The 14421-nt window shown below is 61.4% G+C and carries 17 protein-coding genes; 2 read left to right on the top strand and 15 right to left on the bottom strand.

The window, feature by feature from the left end:
• Positions 1–177: 177 nt before the first annotated feature.
• From ACZ9BE_RS00910 to ACZ9BE_RS00895, 4 genes are read right to left on the bottom strand one after another with little or no spacing between them, the layout of a single operon-like run.
• A complete protein-coding gene (locus ACZ9BE_RS00910) occupies positions 178–735 on the bottom strand; it encodes a DUF4136 domain-containing protein (protein WP_041480657.1) in 558 nt (185 codons plus the stop codon).
• 41 nt (positions 736–776) lie between these two features.
• Positions 777–1388 carry a DUF4136 domain-containing protein gene (locus tag ACZ9BE_RS00905; RefSeq protein WP_150638180.1) on the bottom strand — a complete coding sequence of 204 codons (612 nt, stop codon included), beginning with the start codon at positions 1386–1388 and terminating at the stop codon, positions 777–779.
• A 12-nt stretch (positions 1389–1400) separates the two neighbouring features.
• Complete coding sequence (locus ACZ9BE_RS00900; protein WP_024011431.1) at positions 1401–2150, bottom strand: methyltransferase domain-containing protein; 750 nt, start codon at positions 2148–2150, stop codon at positions 1401–1403.
• Entirely contained in the window at positions 2150–2452 is a 303-nt protein-coding gene (locus tag ACZ9BE_RS00895) for a MazG-like family protein (protein ID WP_016771852.1), read from the bottom strand. Before ACZ9BE_RS00895 ends, ACZ9BE_RS00900 begins: the two co-directional genes overlap by 1 nt.
• A gap of 245 nt (positions 2453–2697) precedes the next feature.
• Here ACZ9BE_RS00895 and ACZ9BE_RS00890 point away from each other — a divergent pair, with 245 nt between their 5' ends.
• Positions 2698–2991, top strand: a complete 294-nt coding sequence (locus ACZ9BE_RS00890) for a hypothetical protein (protein ID WP_073471796.1) — start codon at positions 2698–2700, stop codon at positions 2989–2991.
• 4 nt (positions 2992–2995) lie between these two features.
• Here the strand turns inward: ACZ9BE_RS00890 and ACZ9BE_RS00885 are convergent, their stop codons facing one another.
• Positions 2996–3301 carry a hypothetical protein gene (locus ACZ9BE_RS00885; RefSeq protein ID WP_476248814.1) on the bottom strand — a complete coding sequence of 102 codons (306 nt, stop codon included), beginning with the start codon at positions 3299–3301 and terminating at the stop codon, positions 2996–2998.
• On the opposite strand from ACZ9BE_RS00885, the gene ACZ9BE_RS00880 reads away from it, so the two are divergent.
• Positions 3300–4649, top strand: a complete 1350-nt coding sequence (locus tag ACZ9BE_RS00880) for an MATE family efflux transporter (RefSeq protein WP_476248813.1) — start codon at positions 3300–3302, stop codon at positions 4647–4649. The two genes, ACZ9BE_RS00885 and ACZ9BE_RS00880, sit on opposite strands and share 2 nt — an antisense overlap.
• A gap of 7 nt (positions 4650–4656) precedes the next feature.
• Here the strand turns inward: ACZ9BE_RS00880 and ACZ9BE_RS00875 are convergent, their stop codons facing one another.
• From ACZ9BE_RS00875 to ACZ9BE_RS00830, 10 genes are all read right to left on the bottom strand, one after another.
• Positions 4657–5445, bottom strand: coding sequence for a DUF4123 domain-containing protein (locus ACZ9BE_RS00875; RefSeq protein WP_476248812.1), 789 nt, complete (start codon positions 5443–5445; stop codon positions 4657–4659).
• Positions 5442–6788, bottom strand: coding sequence for a type VI secretion system Vgr family protein (locus ACZ9BE_RS00870; RefSeq protein WP_252883114.1), 1347 nt, complete (start codon positions 6786–6788; stop codon positions 5442–5444). The genes ACZ9BE_RS00875 and ACZ9BE_RS00870 overlap by 4 nt, the downstream gene beginning before the upstream one ends.
• 233 nt (positions 6789–7021) lie before the next feature.
• On the bottom strand, positions 7022–8935 hold the full coding sequence (speA, locus tag ACZ9BE_RS00865) for an arginine decarboxylase (RefSeq protein WP_016771856.1): 1914 nt from the start codon (positions 8933–8935) through the stop codon (positions 7022–7024).
• A 220-nt stretch (positions 8936–9155) separates the two neighbouring features.
• On the bottom strand, positions 9156–9527 hold the full coding sequence (locus ACZ9BE_RS00860; protein WP_007914613.1) for a translation initiation factor Sui1: 372 nt from the start codon (positions 9525–9527) through the stop codon (positions 9156–9158).
• 185 nt (positions 9528–9712) lie between these two features.
• Positions 9713–10270 carry an NUDIX hydrolase gene (locus ACZ9BE_RS00855; RefSeq protein ID WP_122508639.1) on the bottom strand — a complete coding sequence of 186 codons (558 nt, stop codon included), beginning with the start codon at positions 10268–10270 and terminating at the stop codon, positions 9713–9715.
• Between the two features lie 3 nt (positions 10271–10273).
• Complete coding sequence (locus tag ACZ9BE_RS00850) at positions 10274–11341, bottom strand: DUF2333 family protein (RefSeq protein WP_016771859.1); 1068 nt, start codon at positions 11339–11341, stop codon at positions 10274–10276.
• Between the two features lie 138 nt (positions 11342–11479).
• A complete protein-coding gene (locus ACZ9BE_RS00845) occupies positions 11480–11956 on the bottom strand; it encodes a hypothetical protein (protein WP_476248811.1) in 477 nt (158 codons plus the stop codon).
• Complete coding sequence (locus tag ACZ9BE_RS00840) at positions 11953–12459, bottom strand: Hcp family type VI secretion system effector (RefSeq protein ID WP_423664321.1); 507 nt, start codon at positions 12457–12459, stop codon at positions 11953–11955. Before ACZ9BE_RS00840 ends, ACZ9BE_RS00845 begins: the two co-directional genes overlap by 4 nt.
• Positions 12438–13160 (bottom strand): hypothetical protein, encoded by a 723-nt coding sequence (locus ACZ9BE_RS00835; RefSeq protein WP_476248810.1) that lies wholly within the window; start codon positions 13158–13160, stop codon positions 12438–12440. The genes ACZ9BE_RS00840 and ACZ9BE_RS00835 overlap by 22 nt, the downstream gene beginning before the upstream one ends.
• Positions 13160–14308: a DUF2515 family protein gene (locus tag ACZ9BE_RS00830; RefSeq protein ID WP_476250119.1), complete on the bottom strand. Its 1149-nt coding sequence runs from the start codon at positions 14306–14308 to the stop codon at positions 13160–13162. Before ACZ9BE_RS00830 ends, ACZ9BE_RS00835 begins: the two co-directional genes overlap by 1 nt.
• Positions 14309–14421 lie beyond the last annotated feature (113 nt).

Raw genomic sequence — 14421 nt, 5'->3', positions numbered from 1 at the left:
TAATGAAAAAGAGTGTAGACGCGGTCGGTCGAGAGTGCTGGCGTGGCGCCATTCCTGTCACCACCGCCACGGTGGGAGCGAGCCTGCTCGCGAAAGCGTCGTGCCAGAGGATTCAATGCTGAATGACACACCGCCTTCGCGAGCAGGCTCGCTCCCACAGGGACGGTTCAGAGCGGTTCAACGCGGTGGATAGTTGGCCAGAATCCGTGCGACGGTCTCGCGAATGGCATTGCTGCGGTCAGCCGGATTCGGGCGGTTGCTGAGCATTTGCTCATCGCTGCCGCGCCAGACCAGTTTGCCGTCCTTGCCGTCGAGCAGGTCGATCTGAATGGTCGCGACCTTGTAGGTGATGTTGCGCGTTTCGTTGTACATCGGCGCGCCCCAGTAGCCGTTCCACGGGCCACCCCAACCGCCGCCGTAATTGGTCGTCACTTGCTGCTGCCGGTCCTCGACGATCAGGTAGGTCTGCACGCTCAGATCACCCTTGCCACCGCCAGCGGCCGGGCGCAAACCGCGCTGATCGAGTTGATCGGACACCGCCTGGCGGATGCGCTGTTCGGTCAGGTCACTTTTGATGCGCGGATCATCGGGGCGATATTGCAGGGCCGGGTCTTTCCAGCTCCAGCTGCGATAAGCGGCAAAGTCGCGGCTGGCGTCGAAATCGTGATTGACCTGGTTGGCAGCGCAGGCACTGAGCAGCGCGGCAACAGCCAGTAGAGCGAGACGGCGGAACATGATTTTTCTCCGAGTGAAGACATGAACCTGCTGACACCAGGTCAGCTGGGAGGATACGCCGCCATGGCTTTTTCCACAGCCTCGCGGATCGCATCGGCGCGTTCGATCTGATTGCCCTGGGTGCCGGTTTCGGCGCTGGCGCTCCACACCGGCTGACCATTGCCGGCATCGAACAGATCGACCCGCACCACTACGACCTGCTCTTGATAGGTGCGCACGATCGGCACGCTGTTGTACATGCCGTAACCGCGACCATAACGATCATAGCCGCCGTATCCGCCGTAGTAGCCGTAATCATCGCGCACCTGACGCAAACGGGTTTCCAGACGCAGGTCGGCGCTGACCAGCAGGTCCGCCGGGCGGTTGTCGCGCATCGGCCGCAAGCCGCGCTGGTCGAGGGCGTTGCTGACCGCCTCGGCCACCTGCGCCGAGTCGGCCCACGCCGTGCCCGGCGGCAACTGCCCGTTGCGCCAGGCCCAGTTGCGGTAGCGCCCGTAATCACGCGGCGGCGCCGGGTAGGCGCTGCGGTCGAAGGTGGTGGCGGCTTGCGGCGGTGCCGGCGGCAACGGCCGTGACTGCGCCACGTAGGGGTTGCTGCCTTGGCAAGCGGCCAACCCCAGACTTATCAGCAATAACCCGCATTGAGCTTTCATGTCGCGCTCCGCTCAGATCGGCCGGCAGATCCAGTGCAAGTAACGCCCAAGCCCGGCGAAGCCTGGGTGACGACGGTGCGCGAGTTCCATTTCCAGCAAGTCCGCCAGTTCGGCGCGGGCCTGGAATTCCACCGGCATGTAATCGTGAAATACCCGTACGCCGCTCTGACTTTCGACCTGCCACATACCGGCGAGTTGCGTTGCCAATTCCCGTGGGTCGAGAGGCTGCTGCGGGGTCAGGCTCTGCTTCTCGCCGGCCATGACGTTCTTGCGCATTTTCTTGAAATGGCCCTTGAGCAGATTGCGATAAATCAGCGCATCACGGTTGTAGAACGCCAGCGACAGCCAGCCGCCAGGCTTGGTCAACTGATGCAGCACCGGCAGGATCGCGTGGGGTTCGGCGAGCCATTCCAGCACGGCGTGGCAGATCACCAGATCGTAGGGCTCGGTGAGCTGACCGGGCAGTTCCTGCCACGGCGCCTGTATGAATGTCGCGGTGTGTCCGGCTTCGGCAAAACGCTGGCGCGCACCCTCGAGCATCGGCTCAGCCGGCTCGGTGAAGGTGACGTCATGGCCGCGCTCGGCCAGCCACAGCGACATGTGCCCAAGGCCCCCGCCGATATCCAGCACGCGCAGCGGACGATCCGGCAAAGCCTCGGTCAGATCGGCCTGCAATACCGCGAGGCGAATCGCGCCTTTGGCGCCGCCGTAGATTTTTTCCGCGAAGCGCGTGGCCAACTGATCGAAATGACGGTCGCTCATCAGCTGAACCGCCGTTCGCTGTCGGCGAGCTTGGCGCGCACCACTTCATTCATGTCCAGGCCCAGTTCGCTGCACAGCAGCAACAGATACAGGACGATATCGCCGACTTCCTGCCCGGCGTGGGCGAGCTTGTCCGCCGGCAACTGGCGCGACTGGTCTTCTGTCAGCCACTGGAAGATTTCCACCAGCTCGGCCATTTCCACGCTGGCGGCCATGGCGAGGTTTTTCGGGCTGTGAAATTGCCGCCAGTCATTGCGGTCGCGAATGGCATGCAGGCGTTCGGTCAGTTCAACAAGGTTCATCGGGCTCTCCTGAAGACGCATAGCTTCGGGGGGATGCGGGCTGAAGGCAAGCAGCGCAGATGATCTATTGTGGGAGCGAGCCTGCTCGCGAAAGCGATGGATCATCCAGACCGGATTTGCCTGACACGCCCCCTTCGCGAGCAGGCTCGCTCCCACACATGATCCGGGCAAACCTTCTATCATGCAGGGAACTCGGCCGCCCTCGGCGTGGCCCAAGGCTCAGCTCTTTCATCAGGGATGCACACATGCGTGTAGAAAGCTTTTTCGAATGGCTCGGCCAGGCACTCGGTTCGATCATCCGCTTTATCGTCGACGGCCTCAGTGGCCTGTTCAATATGCTCAGCAACGCCGGCGGCAACTTTGTCGACGGCCTGGCGCAGACGCTGGGGATGGACACCTCGATCATCAGCATCATCGCCCTGATCGTAGGCCTGATGCTGCTGTGGTCGGCGATCCGGGCATTCATGAACGCGTCGATCATTGCCGGGATCATCTGGTTGTTGCTGGGGTTGTGGTTGTTGAGCTGGATTATTCACTAGCGCTTCAAAAGCCCCTCACCCCAGCCCTCTCCCAGAGGGAGAGGGAGCTGACCGCGTTGCTTTGAAATTCTCCACCGACCTGGAATATCGAGTCGAACTCACGCTTGAGAGCGACGAAGATCGGCCCCCTCTCCCATTCCCGGAGAGAGAGGGAGCTGACCGCGTTGCTTTGAAATTCTCCACCGACCTGCAATATCGAGTCGAACTCACGCTTGAGAGCGACGAAGATCGGCCCCCTCTCCCTCTGGGAGAGGGCTGGGGTGAGGGTGTTTCTGCCGCTACAATCCCCGCTCCCCCAAGGAGCCTGCATGTCCTCTCTGATTACCGACTGGCGCGACCGCCCGACTCACCGCAAGGTCTGGGCGCTCGCCGCGCCGATGATTCTTTCCAATATTTCCGTGCCGCTGGTGGCGCTGGTCGACAGCACTGTCATCGGTCACTTGCCCCATGCCCATCAATTGGGCGCGGTGGCGGTCGGCGCCAGTCTGTACACGTTTCTTGCCTGGGCGATGGGTTTTCTGCGCATGGGCACCACCGGATTTGCCGCGCAGGCTGCCGGGCGCAGCGATGGCGCGGCGTTGCGGCAGATTCTCTTGCAGGGCCTGCTGCTGGCGATGGGGCTGGCCGTCGTGCTCGGCACTCTTGGCATGCCGCTCAGCGGCGTTGCCCTGCACTTCATGCAACCGTCGGCTGAACTGGATCAGCTGACCCGGGAGTTTTTCCACACGCGCCTGTTTGGCCTGCCCGCCGCGCTGGCGACGTATGCGCTGGTCGGCTGGTTCCTCGGCACGCAGAACGCCCGAGCGCCGCTGGCGATTCTGCTGAGCACCAACCTGATCAACATCGTGCTCAACCTGTGGTTTGTGATTGGCCTGGACTGGGGCGTGGTCGGCTCGGCGCGGGCTTCGGTAATCGCCGAATGGAGCGGCGCCCTGCTCGGCCTGTGGCTGACGCGCACGGCATTGCGCGCCTATCCGGGGCAGATCATCTGGTCGGCGCTGAGAGTCTGGCAGAGCTGGCGGCCGCTGCTGGCTGTCAACCGTGACATTTTCATCCGCAGCCTCGCCCTGCAATCGGTGTTTTTCCTGATCACCGTGCAGGGCGCACGGCTCGGCGATGCGACCGTAGCGGCCAACGCGCTGCTGCTCAACGGCCTGCTGCTGACGGCCCACGCACTGGATGGCCTGGCCCACGCAGTCGAAGCCTTGTGCGGCCATGCCATTGGCGCGCGGGATCGCCTGGCATTGCGTCGATCGCTGGTGGTGGCCGGCGGCTGGTCGCTGATCGCCAGCCTCGGGTTTGCCGTGCTGTTTCTGCTGGCGGGGCACCTGTTCATCGAGATGCAGACCGATATTCAGAGCGTGCGCGACACCGCATTCATCTACCTGCCCTACCTCGCCGTGCTGCCGCTGATTGCGGTGTGGAGTTACCTGCTCGACGGCCTGTTCATCGGCGCCACCCGTGCGCGGGAAATGCGCAACGGCATGCTGCTGACGGTGCTGCTGTTGCTGCCGTTCGCCTGGTATTTGCAGGCCTTGGGCAATCACGGCCTGTGGATATCTTTTCTGCTGTTCATGGTCTTGCGCAGCGTGACCCTTGGCGCGCAAGCCCTGTGGCTGAAGCGCCGCGATGGCTGGTTCAGCGGCAAGGCTCACTGACGGACAGTCAGCCTGCGCCCCACTGCCGACGCAGAAAGTCGAGCCGTTCCGGCTGCGTCAATCCGGCCGGCGGCACAACCAGCACGGCGCGCGGATTGAGCAGGCGCAGCCACAGCCAGCCATCGAGCACAGCACGATCGCTGAAACCCAGCGCCAGACCTTGTTGCACATGCACAGCGATCGTCTGGTAATCAACGCTCAGAGACTGGCACCAGCGCCAGATGTGCTGCTCCAGCAGACAGGTTTGCAAGCGTTCGCGCTGGCGCCGGGTCAGGCTTTCTTCGATGCCCAAAGGTTCGACGAGCAGGCCGGGATTGCGCAGCTGTTGCCAGCCCTGACTGCCGATGGCGCGGTCGGCCCAGGTGCCGCCAAACCAGCGCAACTGGCGGATTGGCCCGAGCCAGCGACTCAGTTGCGCGGCGTCGCAGGCGTCGAAGAAATAGCTGGCGGTCTGACGGTTGTAATAGCTGAGCAAGGCCCGGTGATTCAAACCGAACGAGACGGTAAGCATGCGCTGCAAGTGGCTGAGCAGCTGCTGCGCCGGTATCTCGCAGCTCAGCAACAGGCCACGCCAGGTGTCCGGATCGTGCAGGCACAAGGCGGTCAATGCCGGACTCTCGCGCAAGTCGACGAGGACCGGACCGTGCTCGCTGACCGGCTGAAATTCGGTGCCGTCAAACAATCGGTGACGCTGCACATCGGCAAAGCCCTGGCGCAAGGTCAGCAGGGCGCGTGCCGCGTCCGGGGTATCGAGCAACAGCCATTGCGCCATGGGCTCAAGCGCCGCGCCGCTCATCGTGCGCTGCTCTGATCGAGCGCGGTGAGCAGCCGGCAACTGCACACGGACTCGGCGCAGTGGTTGAAGCTGCCACCGCCCGGCATCAGGCACAGCAGCAGCAACGGCTCGCCAGACTGCAACAGTTGCTGCAACCCATCGCTCACCAGCAGTTCTGGGAGCGATACCGGATCATCGTCCTCGACCGCAGCCTCTGGCAACACTGAGGGCTGGAGCACGCCACTGACCACCGGCTGATCGGGATCGCCCTCAAGAAAACTCACCACCACTTCCACACCATCAGCGAGTGCCGCCGAGGGCAGCTCGTTCAAGTCAGGCGCGAGGGGCAGCCAGCAATGACTTGGCGAAGCCCCTTCGCCCTGATAGAGCCAGTCGAATTGCACCGCCACCGGCCGCGAGCAATCCGGCTGCGGCTCATCGACGGTGACCACCCAGGCTCGCTGCAGGCTGTGCATGCGCTGCTTGGACTGCGCAGCGGCGGGCGCACAGACGGGTACCCGCGCGGCCGCGAACAGGCGATTGCAATAGGGCGGTTCGAGAGACTGATCGGCCCGGTGCTCGATGCGGGTCAGCAACCATGGGCGGTTGCATTCGATGAAAGGATGGTCGTCCAGGGGCAACCACTGACCGCTGCGCAAGGCGGGCAGATCGCTGTGGCCTTCGGCACTGGGGCCTCGCTGGCTGGCCTGCGAGTCTTCGTGCAGTTGCCATTGGCGGACGGCTGGAGCGACGCCACGCTGGTCATGCTCGCCCTGATAGGGCGCGACGTCTGCATGGGGCATCCGTGTCGGATCGTCGCCGAACACCAGGCAGTGCCTGTCGCGGTGATGCTCGAAGTAATAGTGAATGCGCGCCTCTGCGCACAGGCGCTGGAGCAGTTGCAGATCGGATTCGCGGTATTGCGTGCAGAAGGTGCGGGTCGGGTAGTCGCTATGCAGGTCAAAACGTCGTTGCAAGCCGACGATGCCATGCTCGCGCAGAACCTGTTCGATGATCTGCGGCACGCAGCGGCCGCTGAAAATGCGCTGGCTCAAGCGCAGGTCGAGGCAGTCGAGCCTCGGTCCGAGACGCACTCGACACAAGCGCAAGCCATGGCCATGCTCGTGCTGGACAAGGCTGTGCAACTGCCCGTGCACACCCTGGCCGGGCGAGCCGAAGCACAGGAACGCAGAACGATGCAGCAGGCTGGCAAGATCCAGATGCGGATCGTCGATCACCACATCGATCTCGAAGGCAAAGGGTTCGCTGAGCGCTTCCCTTCCGGTAAAGGCGAGAACTTCGAAGGGGTCGGACAGGCCCGCTACATCGAGACGAAACGACGGCTCGTTGACTGGATCGAACATGGGCGGATCTCTACAGGAGGGGCGGCCGGGGATTCTCGCCGAGAGGCATGGCCGAGTAGAGAGGCGAAGTACAACTTAGGAAATGACCTACGCGAAAAGCAGACCAGATGAGTTTGCTGACCGTGATCGCACAGGTTTTCGTGAAAAAATCAGGAGATGTCCCACCGGGTTATCCGAATTTTCCACAGCTTGCGGAAAAAAATCGGACAACCCGGGCGGAACGCTATCGGGTCTCAGGAAGACAGATAGGAGGAGCGGGTCAGGCCCAGACGCAAGGCATCGAGGAACTGCGTGCGCTCGCTGGCACTGATGCGGGCACTGGCGCACTTGTCGCGGTAGTGCGTCATCAGTTCTTCCGGCGACAAGTGCACGTAACGCAGCATGTCTTCGATGGTGTCGTGGGTCTCGATACCAGCGTGGTACACGCTGCCATCGGCGTTCTGGTAGATGTTCACCGAGTCGGTGTCACCGAACAGGTTATGCATGTCACCGAGGATTTCCTGATAGGCGCCGACCAGGAACACGCCCAGCAGGTAATCTTCGCCTTCATTCAACGCGTGCACCGGCAGGCTGGTTTCGATGCTCTGCTCGTCGACGTACTGGTTGATCTTGCCATCGGAGTCGCAGGTCAGATCCTGCAGCACCGCGCGGCGCAGCGGCTCTTCGTCGAGGCGATGCAGCGGGATGATCGGCAACACCTGATCGATCGCCCAGGTGTCCGGCAGGCTCTGGAACACCGAGAAGTTGCAGATGTACTTGTCGGCCAGCTTGTCGTTGAGTTCGTCGAGCACCTGGCGGTGCGAACGCTGACGCGCTTTCAGCGAGTTGTGCAAGCGACGGCACACGGCGAAGTAGCACTGCTCGGCGAGGGCTTTTTCCGCCAGGGTCAGCTTGCCGTCGGCATACTGCGCGGCCACGTCGCTCATGTAGTGCGTGGCGCGCCAGTAAGTTTCGGTGACCATTTCGATGTCGGTCGGGCCGAGCAGATCGACCAGCCACTGCACGGTTTCCGGCAGGCTTTCCTTGTTTTCGATCAGCGGGATTTCGTCGTTGTGTTTCTCGACGTCGGTGACCTGCACAACCAGCATTGCGTGGTGCGCGGTCAGCGAACGGCCACTCTCGGAGAAGATGTGCGGATGCGGCAGACTCTGCGCGTCGCAGAATTCCTTGAGCATGCCGACCACGACACCGGCGTAATCGTCCATGTCGTAGTTGATCGAACTGGCGTTGCGCGAATGCGTGCCGTCGTAGTCGACACCGAGGCCGCCGCCGACGTCGATGTGATCGACCGGCAGACCGAGGTTGCGCAATTCGCCGTAATAACGGATCGCTTCCTTGAAGCCGTGCTGATAGTCAGCGAGGTTGGCAATCTGCGAACCCATGTGGAAGTGCAGCAGGCGGATGCCCTGATCCAGACCGGCGCCACGGAAGCGCTCGACCACCGACAGCAGTTGCGCCGCCGACAGGCCGAATTTGGATTTTTCGCCACCGGTGTCGGCCCATTTCGACGAGGCCAGCGACGACAGGCGCACGCGCAGACCCACCTGCGGCTTGACCTTCAGCGAGGCGGCTTCTTCGATCACCAGGCCGACTTCGGATTCTTTCTCGATGACGATGAACACGTTATGGCCGAGCTTCTGGCCCATCAGCGCCAGACGGATAAACTCGCGGTCCTTGTAACCGTTGCAGACGATGGTGCCGCCCTTCGGCGCCAGCGCCAGCACGGCCAGCAGTTCAGGCTTGGAGCCGGCTTCCAGACCGATGGAAACGTTCTGGGTGGCGATGATGTTCTCGATCACCGCTTCCTGCTGGTTGACCTTGATCGGGTACAGCGCAGTGTATTTGCTCTGGTATTCCAGGCGCTCGATGTTCGAATCGAAAGCACCGGTCAACTGACGGACACGGTCTTGCAGGATGTCGGGGAACCGCACCAGCAGCGGCAAGGACAAACCGCTCTTGCGCAGTTGGTCGACTTGCTCGAACAGATCGATAGGCGAGCTGCTCGGGCCGTTCGGACGTACTTCGACGCGACCGGCTTCATTGATCGCGAAATACCCGGCCCCCCAATGGCGAATCCCGTAAACGCTGCGGCTGTCCGCAACTGTCCATTGGCTGCCATCGTCTTTACGTGTGCGTCGTACGGACATCGAAGTCCCCTATAAAGAAGTCAGAGTGCGTCGCCTGAAGTGCAGGCCGGCGCAGTCTAAAGAATGAAAATGACGGTTCGTCAGTGCGGCGGTAGACCGCACTGACTGCGTGGAGTTTAGAAACCGGTCATGAACAGGCTCTGTGAAAACCATGGCGACGACGCCGGATCCGAGAACACTCGAAGCCGGATCAAGCCGCCGGAGGGTTTCACAGAGGCTGCTAGCCGCCGGATTTCTTCGCTTTGAAACCGTGTTTGATCAGCTCTGCCAAGAGTAGCTCGACGTGATCGCCCTGGATTTCGATGATGCCGTCCTTCAACGCCCCGCCGGTGCCACAACGTTTCTTCAACGTCGTCGCCAGCTCCTTGAGCGCGTCTTCGGCCAGAGGCACGCCGGTGATGGTGGTCACCGTCTTGCCGCCACGCCCTTTGCTTTCGCGACGCACGCGGGCAATGCCGTCACCGGCCGGAATCACGGTTTGTTTGCAGATACAGGCGTCCACCGGCTTGCTGCATTCCGGGCAATGACGACCTGCGTCGGTGGAAAATACCAGGCCGCCCAGGGCGGCGAAGGATGCGGCTTTCTTGGCCACCGGCAATCCTCTCGGGAGGACAAAGACTGATCGCAACCTTGGGCAAGGTCAGCGACCGCGAAGCCCCACTCAGGCAGGGGCAGCGCTACTGCATCGGCGCTTTTGGGAAGCGTTCGGTGCAGTTTGAAAAGGTCGCGCAGTGTAACGGCAAAAATCGCGATTGCTAAGTGCCAATCGGCGCCAATTCATGTGTTCTTTGCGACGTTGCTTTGCTGCGCCTTGAGATAGCGCTTCAGCGCGGCCAGAGAGTCCGGGCAATAAGGCTTTTCGCTGATTTCGCGCATGACCTGTTCGACGGGGATGAATCGCGCTTCGAGGACTTCTTCCGGCTGCAATTTCAGCGGCCCGTCCCACACGGCGGAAAACGCCGAACACCACAGGCGGTTGCCGGTGTCTTCGAAGTAGAAGTGATCGTGAGCGATGAGTTCGACGCCGCTGACGCCCAGCTCTTCTGCAAGCTCGCGCGCCGCCGACTCGGCGTAGCTTTCGTCAGCCTGGACCATGCCGCCTGCGGCAACATCCCAGTAACCGGGGTAAATCGCCTTGCTCAACGTGCGCCGGTGCACGCACAGCTCACCGGCGGAATTGAACAGCATGATGTAGGTGCCACGGCCAATCAGCCCACGCTCGCGCAAGTCGGAGCGCACCAGCGCGCCGAGCAAGTTGTCCTGCTCGTCGACCCAAGCGATCTGTTCGGCGTCCGAGGCGGCGCGATGGGCCGCCTCTCTTGTGCTCTGGCTCACGTATCAGCCCTGATTGAGCAGTTGACGCAAATCGATCACTGCAGCGTTGGCCCGGGAAATGTAGTTGGCCATGACCAGCGAGTGGTTGGCCAATACGCCAAAACCGCTGCCATTGAGGATCATCGGGCTCCACACCGGCTCTTGCGAAGCCTCCAGCTCACGGATGATCTGGCGCACGCTGACGGTGGCGTTCTTCTTCGCCAGCACATCGGCGAAGTCGACTTCGATGGCGCGCAGCAGATGCGACAGCGCCCAGGCCTGACCGCGTGCTTCGTAGAACACGTTGTCGATCTGCATCCACGGGGTTTCCACGACTTCTTCGTCAACCTGCGGCACTTCGCCGACCGCCGGAACTTCGGTCTTCAGCGCAGTATTGAGCTTGACCCGGCCGACACTGGCCGACAGGCGTTGCGACAACGAACCGAGACGGGTGCCGACATCGCCCAGCCAGTTGTTGAGGTTGTCGGCGCGGGCGTAGAACAGCGCGTTTTTCTGATTCGGATCCGACAAGCGCGACTGATAACGGCTCAGGGAGTTGATGCCTTCCTGGTATTCCGACTCGCTGGACGGCAGCACCCAGCTCTTGTTATCGAAGTTGAAGCGTGGTTCGGCCTTGGCCAGATCGGCGTCTTCGGCGGACTGTGATTGCGAACGGGCAAAATCCTTGCGCAGGGCGCGGGTCAGGTCACGCACCTGCACCAGCACGCCATATTCCCAGCTCGGCGTGTTGTCCATCCACAGGCCCGGCGGGAAACGATCATTGGAAATGTAACCGCCCGGCTTGTTGAGCAAGGTGCCGGCAACGGTCTTCAGGGTCTCGACCGTGGTGTAGCCGACCACCATTTGCTTACCCTCTTTCTCGGCAGCGACCTGGGCGTTCTGCGCCACCGGAAACAGCTCCGGTTCCTGGCTCCAGTACCAGCCCAGCGCGATGGTGACCAGCAAATACAGACCGACCACTGTGGCCAGCGCCCGGCTGAACAGCAGCCCGCCGACATAGCTGCGGGTGGCCGACTTGGGCTCGGCGGCACGTTCAGGCGCGCTGCCCGCGCGGTTTTTCCAGTCCAGCATGGCGATATCCTTTCAATCACTTGGGTTCAACGGTTCGACCACAACCATACAACAACGTGCCAAGGCCTAGCACCCGCTATCGCGGCACTGGCGCAAAACAAGCGAAGGACGTCGCGAACGAAAGGATAGACGCAGCTTTCAGACGTTGAAGATGCGCAGCGAAAGCTGCCGCACTTGGTCGTCGGTAAACAGATGTGCAATGCCTTGGGCGTCAGTTCGGCGCTGACTGGGTATTCCATCAATCGTGGCGATGTAGGCCTGCGCGGGCAACGGCTGACCGGTCACACTGTCGACCAGACGAAAGATTCGCGCGGTGCGGGTTGGCTGCTCGGGAGGGTTGTTCATAAGCTCGAGCACGGCCTGTTGGAACACCGCTTCGGCGCCCTGCCAGTAGCCATAGTCGGCTTCGGCTTTGATCAGGCACCATTCACCCTGTTTGATCTGCGCCAGGACTTCGCTGTCCAGATTGATCATCAAACCGGCCCGCAGTTGATCCAGACCTTCGAGCGGTTGGCGCATGCTCAACAGACTGCTGACGTGCGCCAGCGCCTCCTCCACGCAGCAGACATGCTGGCGCTCGTGGTCGGTCAGGCTCAGTTCACGGACCAGCCTCATCGAAGTCCCTCGCCTTGCCACTCGTCCGAACCCATCGTCCGGCTGATTTCGTGGCGCCAGTAGATGCGCCGGTAGCTGAAGTGGATTTTCTCCAGTTGCGTAAGGTGCGACGTGCCGCTGTCGAGACAGTGCGGCATCAATAGTTCGCTGCCGACGACCAACGCATCCTCCAGTTCCACCGTGTAGAAGTGCTCCTGCACGCCGCTGGCCGAAGTGCGATAGAACTCCACGCGGCATTCGCTCAGCAACTCGCCGCTGGACAGCGCCATATTCAGCAAGGGCGAAGCCTTGTCGAGGGTTTTGGTGATGATCAATGGCCTGTGCATCCGCCGCCCGGCGCCCTGGTCCTTGGGGATGTACATGCCATGGCTGAGGGCCTGCACCATGATCTTGTCTTCACGCCCGCTCTGGTAGGTATTGCCCACCGAGGCTTCAGTGAAAGCGCCGGCGGTGATCAGGCCCTGGCGGCTGCCGTGGATGGTCATGAAGGCTGGGATGGGCATGAGATGGCTCCTTTTTCGGGTAGGGGTGGGAGGAAGTGATGGGATTCGATGCGGCGATCTTCGATTTCGTCGAAAGGAATCCAGGGTTTCGCCACGGCGAGAGTGATGAGGTAGCGCTCCTGATCGAGATGTCTGGAATCTCTGAAGCGTCCTAGAATCAGCATTGCCTGGTATTTGTCGCCGGCCTGCCAAAATGACCGCCCAGAAAGCACTCCTTGTCTGACGTATGCGCGCCAATCGGGGGTGTCCGTAATTGTCGGGTCGCCCTGCGTACCCATCGGTTTCCAGCCTTTTGCGCACCATTGGCTCTGCAGATCGGTAACAACCTTCATGGCGTCCTCAATCAGCAGAGGTTCGATTTGCGGAGACATGCGGATGCTCACGGTCAGATTATTGACGAACGTCACGGTGAAAAACCGAGCCAGCGGCGTCTCGAACCCGTACTGCGGATCAACGAAGCGCAGACGTGCATCCGTCTTCGGAATGCCACCGGAAACAGTCTTGCTGCCGCGATCCCATACACTGAACGGAGCGGTTGAATGTGCCTCCATGTACTCGTAGGTTTCGCCGATCCTCAAGGTAATGACTGGATCATTCCATAGCGGCTGCATCAGTTGCCGTAAAGCGGCCAGTGCAGCTGCGGAACAAATCACCATCCACACCCACCGACGTAGGCCGATTTGCCCAAGGCGCAAGCTCATCAGCCCTCCTCCCGCACCGCAATCTCGCGAATTGACTGCGCCAACAATTCTCTGTTGCTGTCGTTGAGCAACAGATCAAAACGACTTGCCGCCCGCAGCACAAACTTCATTCGCTGGTCGATATCGGACAAATCCGCCAGCGGGTTGCTATCAAAATCAATGGTCCGGCCATCATCGACACCCTGGCATTGGCTGGTCAGCGTCAGCTCGATGGCCTGAGCGACGCCGGAAGGGAAGTTGGTGACGTAAGAAAAATGATTGCCGCGCAAAAGCGCAACCAGGTGGCTGTTTTCGTAAATGGTCGGCTGGAGAATATTTTGCTGCTCGTGCCACGCCAAATGCTTCACGCTTTCGGCGATTTTCCCAGCCTCTATTGCTTCAAAGGCCACCTCTATCTCGGGGTATGCATCCCCGAACCTGAGGGTGTCTTGCCCGACCGGCCAAAGCACCGGCCACTTCGCATGCCCTTGAATCTTCTCCCGGTCGCGAAGACATTTCTTCAACTCCGCCAATCCCCGCACCGCATAAAACTGATGCAACGGATAAACATCCAGAAACAGCGTGGTATTGCCCATCGCCATCATTTTGTAGACATGCCGGAACTGTTGCTCGGCCACCGACAGCTCTTCACCTGGCACCCGGGCATCCATGACAGACAGCGGATTACGCGCCTGAGCCTGTTGATATTCACGCAGGTCTTCGGCCTGTCCCGGCATTTTTTCCGGCGTGAGCAATCCGGATTCGCGTCGGCTGTCTCGCAGCCGCTGCCGCGCTTCGTATTCCTCGCGGATGCGTTCGATACTCTGTGCCGCATGCAGCAAGCCACAGCCGACCTGCTTGGAGGCAAATGCCGCCAGGCCCGCCCATTGAAAACGTGAGTCGTGCAACCACAACCGGGCATAAGCCGCGTTGATCGCTCGGTTGCGCGCGACCGGATCGGCAATCAGCACGCCGTTCGGGGCGACAATTGCCTCGGCGGCGCGCTGATAGCGCCGCCAGAGGCATTGGCAGGTCAGCACTGGCACCTCTGTCACCTGCACCCGCTCGCCGTACAACAGCTCTTCGTCGCAAGCGCAGTCATCGATGGGCCTGATGTTGTGATTGAGGCGCTGGGCATCACTGGCGAGTTCGGTGAAACATTGGCTCATGGCGGATGGACGGCAGCTAGGGGAATCCCTGAACCGTAACAGCCAACCGGGCCGGTGAAAGCGCGTAGAAGAAAAATCAGAAAGCGCTGTCAGACGCCGCCTATCAAGACCGG

This window comes from Pseudomonas sp. TE9122, from assembly GCF_056278925.1.
This window is presented reverse-complemented; position numbering and strand designations above follow the sequence as displayed.